Annotated in this window: 10 protein-coding genes and 1 riboswitch; of the genes, 7 read left to right on the top strand and 3 right to left on the bottom strand. The window is 69.5% G+C overall.

Translation table 11 applies throughout. The features are described 5' to 3' along the window. Nucleotides 1–436 (top strand): hypothetical protein (locus VF542_RS02510; protein ID WP_408650131.1); only part of this gene is annotated, 436 nt, incomplete at its 5' end. Between the two features lie 10 nt (nt 437–446). On the opposite strand, the gene VF542_RS02505 is transcribed toward VF542_RS02510, so the two are convergent. Together VF542_RS02505 and VF542_RS02500 are read right to left on the bottom strand one after the other, a co-directional pair. Next, nucleotides 447–1442, bottom strand: a complete 996-nt coding sequence (locus tag VF542_RS02505) for an inorganic phosphate transporter (protein ID WP_408650130.1) — start codon at nt 1440–1442, stop codon at nt 447–449. A 40-nt stretch (nt 1443–1482) separates the two neighbouring features. Next, nucleotides 1483–2100 (bottom strand): DUF47 domain-containing protein, encoded by a 618-nt coding sequence (locus tag VF542_RS02500; RefSeq protein ID WP_408650129.1) that lies wholly within the window; start codon nt 2098–2100, stop codon nt 1483–1485. 319 nt (nt 2101–2419) lie between these two features. Here VF542_RS02500 and VF542_RS02495 point away from each other — a divergent pair, with 319 nt between their 5' ends. From VF542_RS02495 to VF542_RS02475, 5 genes are all read left to right on the top strand, one after another. Further along, nucleotides 2420–3217 carry a metallophosphoesterase family protein gene (locus VF542_RS02495; protein ID WP_408650132.1) on the top strand — a complete coding sequence of 266 codons (798 nt, stop codon included), beginning with the start codon at nt 2420–2422 and terminating at the stop codon, nt 3215–3217. After that, entirely contained in the window at nt 3214–3879 is a 666-nt protein-coding gene (locus tag VF542_RS02490) for a 4'-phosphopantetheinyl transferase family protein (RefSeq protein ID WP_408650128.1), read from the top strand. The genes VF542_RS02495 and VF542_RS02490 overlap by 4 nt, the downstream gene beginning before the upstream one ends. Before the next feature lie 120 nt (nt 3880–3999). After that, nucleotides 4000–4347 (top strand): D-arabinono-1,4-lactone oxidase, encoded by a 348-nt coding sequence (locus tag VF542_RS02485; protein WP_408650127.1) that lies wholly within the window; start codon nt 4000–4002, stop codon nt 4345–4347. A 184-nt stretch (nt 4348–4531) separates the two neighbouring features. Beyond that, nucleotides 4532–6076, top strand: coding sequence for a PAS domain S-box protein (locus VF542_RS02480; protein ID WP_408650126.1), 1545 nt, complete (start codon nt 4532–4534; stop codon nt 6074–6076). 79 nt (nt 6077–6155) lie between these two features. Continuing rightward, nucleotides 6156–7523: a mycothione reductase gene (locus tag VF542_RS02475; RefSeq protein WP_408650125.1), complete on the top strand. Its 1368-nt coding sequence runs from the start codon at nt 6156–6158 to the stop codon at nt 7521–7523. A 57-nt stretch (nt 7524–7580) separates the two neighbouring features. On the opposite strand, the gene thiD is transcribed toward VF542_RS02475, so the two are convergent. Next, on the bottom strand, nt 7581–8393 hold the full coding sequence (gene thiD / locus VF542_RS02470) for a bifunctional hydroxymethylpyrimidine kinase/phosphomethylpyrimidine kinase (protein WP_408650124.1): 813 nt from the start codon (nt 8391–8393) through the stop codon (nt 7581–7583). Nucleotides 8394–8406: 13 nt separating this feature from the next. After that, a riboswitch (TPP riboswitch) is annotated at nt 8407–8540 on the top strand. Between thiD and VF542_RS02465 the strand changes: the two genes are divergently transcribed. Further along, the coding region (locus VF542_RS02465; protein ID WP_408650123.1) for a purine-cytosine permease family protein at nt 8538–9948 on the top strand (1411 nt) is incomplete at its 3' end. (Overlaps the previous riboswitch by 3 nt.)

The following is a 9948-nucleotide window of genomic DNA, read 5'->3' as shown; positions in this document are numbered from 1 at the left end:
CCCCTCGCCGCCGCCCAACGCCACCCACGCGCCGCTGTCTACGGTCGCGCCGTCGTCGCCCAGCAAGCCCAATCCCGCGCTGGTCCCGCCGGAGCTCGCCAAGTACTGCCACTCCGGTTTTCCGCTGGAAGGGGTGTACTCACCACAGCGGCTGACCGTCAAGGAACCGTGCGTGGCAGTCACCGGAATCGCCTCGGCAATCGATCGCGAGCATGACGGCGACATGCACATCTCACTCACCGGGGTCAACCCGAAGTGGCTCAACTCGGTCAACCGCGATCGCTCGGACCAGAGCCTGGTGATCGAGGCGGTGCCTTCGATCCCGATGAAGATGCCACCGCTGAAGTCCCGGGTGACGATCGTCGGCCCCTGGGTCCTGGACACCCAGACCGGGTGGCTGGAGATCCATCCGGTCTGGGCGATCCTGCCCGCCTGAGCCGGCAGCCTCAGCTGAGCGGGCGCAGCAGCACCCACATCAGCGCGGCCACCGCCGCCGACGCCGGGATCGTCAGCACCCACGCGCCGACGATGTTGCCGGCCACGCCCCACCGGACCGCCGACAGCCGCCGGGTGGCGCCGGCGCCCATGATCGAGGTGCTGATGACGTGCGTGGTCGAGATCGGCAGCCCGAACTGGGCGGCGGTGAAGAGCACCCCGCTGGCCACCGACTGGGACGCGAAACCGCTGACCGGGCTGAGCGAGTAGATCCGCCGGCCGACGGTGCGCATGATGCGCCAGCCACCGGCGTAGGTACCCGCGGCGATGGCGGCGGCCGCGGACAGGATCACCCACAGCGGGATGGCCTCGCCCTTGCCCAGGTGGCCCGAGACGACCAGGGTCAGGGCGATCACGCCCATGGTCTTCTGGGCGTCCTGGCTGCCGTGCCCGAAGGCCATCGCCGCCGCGCTGACCACCTGCGCCCACCGGAACCGCCGCGTGGTCCGGTGATAGTTCGCCCGGCGGAACAGCCACAGCAGCAGCAGCATGAACAGGTAGCCCAGCACCAGGCCGGTCAGCGGCGAGGCGACCATCGGGATGACCACCTTGTCCACCATGTTGGACCACTTGACGCCCTCGGAGCCGGCCAGCGCCGCGCCGATCAGCCCGCCGATCAGGGCATGCGAGGACGAGGAGGGCAGGCCGAACCACCAGGTGCCCAGGTTCCAGACGATCGCCCCGAGCAGGGCGGCCAGCACGATGAGCAGCCCGTCCCGGCCGGTGGGCGGGTCGATGATGCCCTTGCCGACAGTGGCGGCAACCTTGGTCGAGACCAGGGCGCCCAGCACGTTCATCACCGCGGCCATCGCCAGCGCGACCCGGGGCGTCAGTGCCCGGGTCGAGACCGACGTAGCGATGGCGTTGGCCGAGTCGTGGAAGCCGTTGGTGTAGTCGAAGGCCAGCGCGACGGCGACGATCACGATCGCGAGTGCCGTCACGCTCACGTCAGGGACCACCAGCGCCGATCGGCCACAACCGGCCCGGTCACGACTCCTTCACCGCGATCGTCTCCACCGCGTGCGCGACGTGTTCCAGGGCGTCGGCGGCCTCTTCGAGCAGGTCCGCGACCTGGCGCAGCTTGAGCACCTGCAGGGTGTCGTAGCTGCCGCCGAACAGCTGGGACAGCAGTTGGCGATGTACCTGGTCGGCCTCGTTCTCCACCTCGTTGACCTTGATCCAGTACGGCTCCAGGTCCTGCAGGGTGGCCAGCCTCCCCATCGCGTCCGCGGTCTCGCTCGAGGCCCGCTGGACCAGCCGGATCTGATCCATCAGCAGGGCCGGCAACTCCCCGACGTCGGCGAGCACGATGAAGTCGGTCGCCTCATCCATCGCGTCCACCACGTCGTCCAGCGCGCTGGCTAGCCGGTAGATGTCCTCCCGGTCGAACGGCGTCACGAAGCTCTTGTTCAGCTGGCGCAGGATGCGGTGGGTGACAGCATCCCCGGCATGCTCGAGGTCGCGCATGGCGGCCGCGATCTTGACGCGGTCGGCAGCCGGCTCGCACAGCCCGGCCAGCACGTCGGCGGAGGCCGCGACATTGCGGCCACCCTCGGCGAGCAGGTCGTAGAACGCGGTGTCCCTGGGGGTGAATCGTCCTGCCATGCCGCCCCTCGCCGTCAGAAGCCGGTGGTTGGGCCCAACCTGCCGGAGTACTCCGCCGACAGTAGCGGGGCCGGTGGCCAGCGGTGCGCTCGCCACGGCTTTTCGGTGGTTGCCAAAGATTGACAAACTTTTTGACATCGCCTCCCGGCACGCTGGGACGCGAGCCCGCCGCAGACACCGATTACACTGAGCCGGAATGCTTGCACCGAGCCGAATGCGCGAATCGGCACACTGAACGGTCGGCGGGAAGATTGGCTTTGATCTGGTGTCAGCGGTAACAAGCGAGTCGGCCAAGTTGCTCGCGGTGAGCGATCTGCACATGGGCTATGCCGACAACCGGAAGATCGTGGACCGTCTGCAGCCGACCACCGATCAGGACTGGCTCCTGGTCGCCGGTGACGTCGGTGAGATCGCCGAGCAGATCGCGAGCACCCTGCAGGTGCTGCGCAGCCGGTTCGCCACCGTCGTCTGGGTGCCTGGCAACCATGAGCTGTGGTCGCACAAGGCTGATCCGCTGACCTTGCGCGGAAACTACCGCTACCACCACCTGGTGGGGCTCTGCCGCGACCTCGGCGTGCTCACGCCGGAGGATCCCTACCCGGTGTGGTCCGGTGCCGGCGGCCCGGTCACGGTGGCCCCGCTGTTCCTGCTCTATGACTACACGTTCCGCCCGCCGGGTGCCCAGACCCAGGAGGCGGCGCTGGAGGTCGCGTACCAGAGCGGGATCGTCTGCACCGACGAGCACCTGCTGCACCCGGACCCCTATCCCAGCCGGGAAGCCTGGTGCCGCGCCCGGGTGGAGTACACCATGCGCCGGCTGGAGGCCCGCGACCCGAACATCCCCACCGTGCTGGTCAACCACTACCCGCTGACCCGGCTACCTACCCTGGTGCTGCGCTACCCCGAGTTCGCGCAGTGGTGCGGCACCGAGCTGACCGCGGACTGGCACCAGCGCTACGCCGCCACCACGGTGGTGTACGGCCACCTGCACATCCCGCGGACCACCTTCGAGGACGGCACCCGGTTCGAGGAGGTCTCGTTGGGTTATCCCCGGGAGTGGCGCAGCCGCAGCCAGATCAAGCAGTGGCCGCGCCAGATCCTGCCCGTGCCGGCGTGATCGAGCGCCTGCTGCCCTCCTGGGTACGGGCGGTGGACACCACACAGGACGCCTCCGAGGACACGTTGTGGCCTGCCGAGCGGGCGGTCGTCAGCCGGGCGGTCACCAAGCGGCGGGTGGAGTTCGCCACCGTCCGGGTCTGTGCCCGGGCCGCGCTCGCGGAGCTCGGAGTGCCGCCGGCGCCCATCCTGCCCGGCGCCCGCGGAGCTCCCGGGTGGCCCGCGGGCATCGTCGGCAGCATGACCCACTGCGCCGGCTACCGGGCTGCCGCGGTGGCCACGGAGGAGTTCGCCGCCAGCATCGGCATCGACGCCGAACCGCACGCGCCGCTGCCCGACGGCGTGCTGGATGCCATCGCCCGGCCCGAGGAGCACCGCTGGCTGGCCGAGCTGGCGGTCAGCGCACCGCACGTGCACTGGGACCGGCTGCTGTTCAGCATGAAGGAGTCGGTCTACAAGGCGTGGTTCCCGCTCACCGGCAGCTGGCTGGACTTCGAGGAGGCCAGCATCACCGTCGAGCCGTCCGCCGGCGCCTTCGCCGCCGTCCTGCAGGTGCCTGGTCCGGTGCTCGGCGGGCGCGAGCTGACCACCTTCGCCGGCCGGTTCAGCACGTCTGACACCCTGGTGCTGACGGCGATCGCAGTGCCTGCCGGCGCCGGCTGAGCGTGGATGCCGAGCTGCGCAGCATCGCCGCCGACCAGTTCTGGCTGAGCCCCCAGCTACCGGCGCGACAGCCTGGGCCTGCACTTCACCTGGATCTCGGACGCGGCGGCGGTCACCCCGGTGCTGGTCGAGATCGAGCGTCGGCTGGCGCCGCTGGGCGCCCGGCCGCACTGGGCGAAGCTTCTCTGCACGGAACCGGCGGGGCTGGGCGAACTCTATGACCGCTACGCCGACTTCGGGCGGTTGCCGGCGCTGCGCGATCCCACCCGTAAGTTCGCCAATCGTTTTATAGAGAGGTACGTTTCTGCTGCCTCATCGGAGCAGCGGTGTGTTTCCAGGTGTCTACAACCTGGGATGGCCTGGCTACATCGCCGAAATTTAATTCCAGACAGTCTGCGGAATAGGCGCCTAGTGAATGCCCGACGGTGCCCGAGGCGGCTTCCGGGACGGGTATGCGTTCTGGTTTAACCTTACGTCGTGTGATAATCCGCAGTCGCCAGGGCAGGTCACCGTGGCTGCAGCCGTGCCGTGGTCCGGACGGAGCATCGGAAAAGGCGTGACACTATGTCTATGGTTGGATAGCGACCAACGGTTAAGACTTACGTGCAATGCCTCGTTACCGCTTGTCCTCAGAAACTGGAGGGCGCTCGGCATGGTTTTGCATGCCGTGGCCATCCAGCCGTCCAAGCCGATGACCCGCTCCCAGGGCCCCGGATCAGAATCTCCTGACGCCGGTTCCCGGCCGGGCGCGTCCATCACCACCGTCGCGGTGGTAGGTACCAACCTCTCGGGCATCGTGACCCTGTGGTCCGGCGGGGCGGCGGCGATGTTCGGTTGGACCGAGGAGGAAGCGCTCGGCCGGCCGGTCGCCGAGCTCGCGAACTGGGGGCTGTCACGCAAGGACGTCACCGAGTTCCTCTTCATCGGTACCAGCGGTCTGTGGGTGCACGAGCACGAGGTCACCACCAGAACCGGCGAGCGGATGCGGCTGAAGACGACTGCCTCGCTGGTCAGCGGGGCCGAGGGCGTGGACGAGATCCTGGCCTCGGCCACCCGGATGGAACTGCCCGAAGGGCGGATGCGGCTGTCGATGACCGAGCGCCCGTTCCGGGCCCTGCTCGAACGCGGCAGCGACCTGGTCATCATCTGTGACCGCAACCTGGTCATCAGCTACGCCGGCCCGTCGCTGTGGCAGATGTTCGGGTGTGTGCCGCGCGAGGTGATCGGCCACTCCGGCTGGGACTACGTGCATCCCGAGGATTTACCGGCGGTACGCCGCGACTGGGAGAGCGCGGTCAAGGGGGCGGGGGAGTACCTCCGGCTGGAACTGCGGATACGCAACGGCGAGGGCAACTGGCGCTGGATCGAGACCCGGATCAGCAACCTGGTCGCCGATGTATCCATCGGCGCAATGATTCTCAACATCCGTGATGTCACCGATCAGCACGAGACCGCCGAGGCACTGGCCTCCAGCGAGCACCTGCTGCAAACCATCGTGGACGCTTCGGTCGAGGGCGTCTGCATCGTCGATCCCGAAGGCGCCATCGTGCTGGCGAACTACCGGGTAGCCGACATGCTGGCGGTCGACCACGTCCGGTTGCTGGCCGGCACGGTCTGGGATTTCTTCGACGAGGAGACCTCGGAGATGCTGCGGCAACGGCTGCGCCAGCGGGCTCTGGGCGTGCGCGAGCTCTACGAGTTCAGCTTCCGCAGGCTGGACGGCCAGCGCCGCTGGCTGCGGGTCGCCGGTGCGCCCTGGTATGACCAGACCACCCGCTACATGGGTGCCATCGGGATGATCAGCGACATCACCGACCAGAAGCAGCAGGAGGAGCTCGCCGGTCCTGGCTACGGCGCATCGGCGGTGTCGCCCCGGGCGCCCGAGAGCCCCGGGGCCTACCTCGCGGCCAGGTTCTCCGAGCGTGCCGCCCAGTTGGCGTTGTCGGCCGACTTCGCCCCCGTCCCGCAGTCCGGGCGCTTGCTGCCGGGGCTGGAACGGCTCTCCCGCCGCGAGGTCGAGGTGGTCCAGATGCTGTTGCTGGGTGACCGCGTCCCGGTCATCGCCAGGCAGCTGTTCATCAGCCAGAGCACGGTCCGCAACCACCTGTCCTCGGTGTTCCGCAAGCTCCGGGTGAGCTCTCAGCAGGAGCTCATCGTGTTGCTGCGCGAGCGTTATCCGGCTGACCGCAACGGCTGAGCCCACAGGCTCCGGGAGTCGCTGGAAGAGCGCAGCCTGGCAGGGTGCGCGTGGCGGGGGCGCCAGTAGGCTGGCGGCCGTGGCCGACTTCGACCTGGCAATCATCGGAACCGGATCCGGCAACTCGCTGGTCACCGCGGATTTCGACGACAAGCGGGTGGCGATCATCGAGGGGGGAACCTTCGGTGGCACCTGCCTGAACGTCGGCTGCATCCCCACCAAGATGTACGTCTACGCCGCCGATGTCGCCAACACCGTCCGGCATGCCGCCCGGTTCGGGATCGACGCCCGGCTGGAGGGCGTCCGGTGGCGCGATATCCGCGACCGGGTGTTCGGCCGGATCGATCCCATCTCGGCTGGTGGCCAGGCGTACCGAACCAACGGCCCCAACACCACCACGTTCCTCGGCCACGCCGAGTTCACCGGGCCGAAGTCGCTGCGGATCAGCACCGGCGACCAGATCAGCGCCGACCAGATCGTGATCGCTGCCGGCGGCCGGCCGATGGTGCCCGACGTGGTGGAGCAGTCCGGCGTTCCGTACTCCACCTCGGACACCATCATGCGCTTGGACGAGCTGCCCGGGCGGTTGGTGATCCTGGGTGGCGGCTACATCAGCGCGGAGTTCGCGCACGTCTTCGCAGCGCTCGGCAGCCAGGTCAGCGTGGCGGCCCGTGGCACCCGGTTGCTGCGTCACCTGGACTCGGAGATCTCCGACCGCTTCACCCAGCTGGCGGCCACCCGGTGGGACCTGCATCTGGGCGTCGAGGCCGGCAAGTTCAGCGGGGACGAGGACGGAGTCCGGCTCGACTTCACCGACGGCTCGTCCGCCGAGGGCGATGTGCTGCTGGTGGCGACCGGGCGGATCCCGAACACCGACCGGCTGGGGCTGGCCGCGGCTGGAATCCAGACCCTCTACGACGGCCGGGTCAAGGTGGACTGCTACGGCCGGACCAATGTCGAGGGCGTGTGGGCGCTGGGTGACGTGGCCTCGGACTTCCAGCTCAAGCATGTGGCCAATCACGAGGCGAGGGTCATCGCGCACAACCTGGCCCACCCCGAGGACCTGCGGGAGTTCGATCACCGGTTCGTGCCGTCGGCCGTCTTCACCGACCCGCAGATCGCCAGCGTCGGGTTCACCGAGGACGAGGTCCGCGCGGCCGGGCTGAACTACGTCACCGCCACCCAGGCCTACGGTGACACCGCCTACGGCTGGGCGATGGAGGACCAGAGCGGCATCTGCAAGCTGATCGCCGACCGGGGCACCGGACTGCTGCTGGGCGCGCACTTGATGGGCTACCAGGCCTCCAACCTGATCCAGCCGCTGATCCAGGCGATGTCCTTCGGCCAGCGGGTGCCCGACCTGGCCCACGGCCAGTACTGGATCCACCCCGCGCTGATGGAGGTCGTGGAGAACGCCCTGCTGAAACTGGACCTGACCGCGCGGTGAGCCCGGCCCATCGCGGGCGTGGATCGGCCTTTCCGGAGAAGGGCAATCTTCTCCCCGTCAGCCGGCTTGCGGCGGGCTGAGCGAGGCGATGCCGAGCGCATCCACCGGCCCGTCACCGGCGCCGAGGCCGACCAGGCCGTGCTCGACGGCGAGCCCGGCGACCAGGGCGGCCCGGCGGGCGGCCACCGGCAGCGGGTCGCCGCGGCCCAGGCAGGCGGCCAGCGCGGCCGAGTGGGTGCAGCCGGCGCCATGGGTGGCGGCCCGGTCGTGCCTGCTGACCGGAATCTCCAGGTGCCGGCCGTCGGCGAGCAGGTGATCGACCGGCCGGCTGCCGTGCCCGCCGGTGACCAGTGCGGCCCGGGCCCCGAGCGCCAGCAGGGCCTCGGTCAGCCGGTACCGGTCCTCGGTGGCCAGGCCGGTCAGCGCCTGCGCCTCCATCAGGTTCGGGGTCACCACGGTGGCCAGCGGAAACAGCAGTTCGACCAGGGCCCGGACCGCGGCCGGCTCCAGCAGCTGGGCGCCGGAGGAGGCGATCATCACCGGATCGACCACCAGTGGCTGCCGGCGGCCGGCCAGCGCGGCGGCCACGGTGGTGATGATCGGTTCGGAGAACAGCATGCCGGTCTTCACGGCGGCCGGCGGCAGGTCGGAGTACACCGCCGCCAGCTGGGCCTGGATGAATTCCGGCGGGCATGGGTGGATGGCGGTCACGCCGATGGTGTTCTGAGCGGTCAGCGCCGCGATCACCGACATCCCGTGCACCCCGCAGCGCGCGAACGCCTTGAGGTCGGCCTGGATGCCGGCGCCGCCACCGGAATCCGACGATGCGATCGTCAGGACCCGGACGACGCTGGATAACCGTGGCTGCACGGTACTAACCTAGAGCAGTCCCCGCGGGAGCCCGGCATATCGGGCTGAGAGGGTGGCACAGCTGGGCGGTGTTCCGCCGGGCGTGGCCGCCGACCGCTTGAACCTGATCCGGTTAGTACCGGCGAAGGGAGTGAGGTAGCCGCCATGGCTGTCGACACCCGGCCAGACCTGTCCTCCGATCCACACGCCGAAGCCCCGACCACCCTCAACGAGGCTGCCCCGCGCACCCTCGGCCTGCTGGACCAGCTGGGCTTCTGGGGCAATGTCGGGGTGAGCCTGCTCGGCTTCAGCGGCGCCATCGCGATCCTGGCGCCCTACGGCGTGCGGCCGCTCAGCTTCACCGCCGCGGTGGCCGCCGCCGTCCTGGGCTCGGTGCTCGGCGGGCTGATCCTGGGCGGCTCGCTGGTGCTAGGCGCCCGGACCGGCGCACCGGCCATGGTACTGCTGCGGGGGCTGCTCGGCGCCAAGGCATCCTTCGTCCCCACCGCCCTCAACATCGCCCAGTGCCTGGGCTGGGCGGTCTTCGAACTGGTCACCATCTCCACCGGCCTGCAGGCGCTGACGCACGGCGACCTGCCGCGCTGGCTGTGCCTGGTGCTGGCCGGGTTGGTCACCACGGCGCTGACGATCCGGCCGCTGGGCTGGATCCGGGCGCTGCGCAAGTACGTCTCGGTACTGGTGATCCTGGCGCTGGTGCTCCTGGCGATCGGCCTGCTGCGCAATCCGGTGCCGGAGCTGGCCGGTTCCTGGCAGGGCTTCTGGCTGGCCGTTGACTCGGCGATGGCGCTGACCATCTCGTGGGTGCCGCTGGGCGCTGACTACTCGCGGCATTCCCGCTCGGCCCGGGCCGCGTTCGCCGGCGGCTTCCTCGGCTACGGGCTCACCCAGATCGCCTGCCTGGTGATCGGGCTGATCGCGCTGGCGCAGGTGGCCCAGGACGGCAGCCGGATCTTCGACCTGTTCATCGGGCTGCCGCTGGGGACGCTGGCCTTCGCGATACTGGTGATCCGCGAGAGCGACCAGAGCTTCGCCAATGTCTACTCCACGGCGATCTCGCTGCAGAACCTCAGACCGGGATTGGACCGCCGGGTGCTGACGGTGCTGATCGGCGCAGTCACCACGGCGCTGGCGCTGACCATCAACATCGATGACTACGCCAACTTCCTGTACCTGATCGGCGGGGTGTTCATCCCGATGTCCGGCGCGCTGATCGCGGCCTGGATCCGCGGCGGCGGCCGGCGCTGGAACACCGCTGAGGATGCCCCCGCGCGGCCCGGCATGTGGCTGGCGTGGCTGGTCGGATTCCTCTGCTACCAGCTGATCAATCCTGGATCCATCGCGCACTGGTCCGACTTCTGGACCTCGGCGGGCACCCGGCTGCACACCCTCTCCCATCCGTGGCTGTCAGCCTCGATCGCCTCGTTCGCGGTCTCGGTGCTGCTGGCACTGCCGTTCGCCGGTGACCGGCCGGGTGGCGACCGGCCCGCCGGGGACCGGCCCGCGGGGGACCAGCTGCCCACCCGGGAACGGTCAGGAGCGGGCCGGCCGCCGGCGG

The organism is Jatrophihabitans sp., from assembly GCF_036389215.1.
In the GTDB taxonomy this organism is placed as follows: domain Bacteria; phylum Actinomycetota; class Actinomycetes; order Mycobacteriales; family Jatrophihabitantaceae; genus Jatrophihabitans_A.
This window is presented reverse-complemented; position numbering and strand designations above follow the sequence as displayed.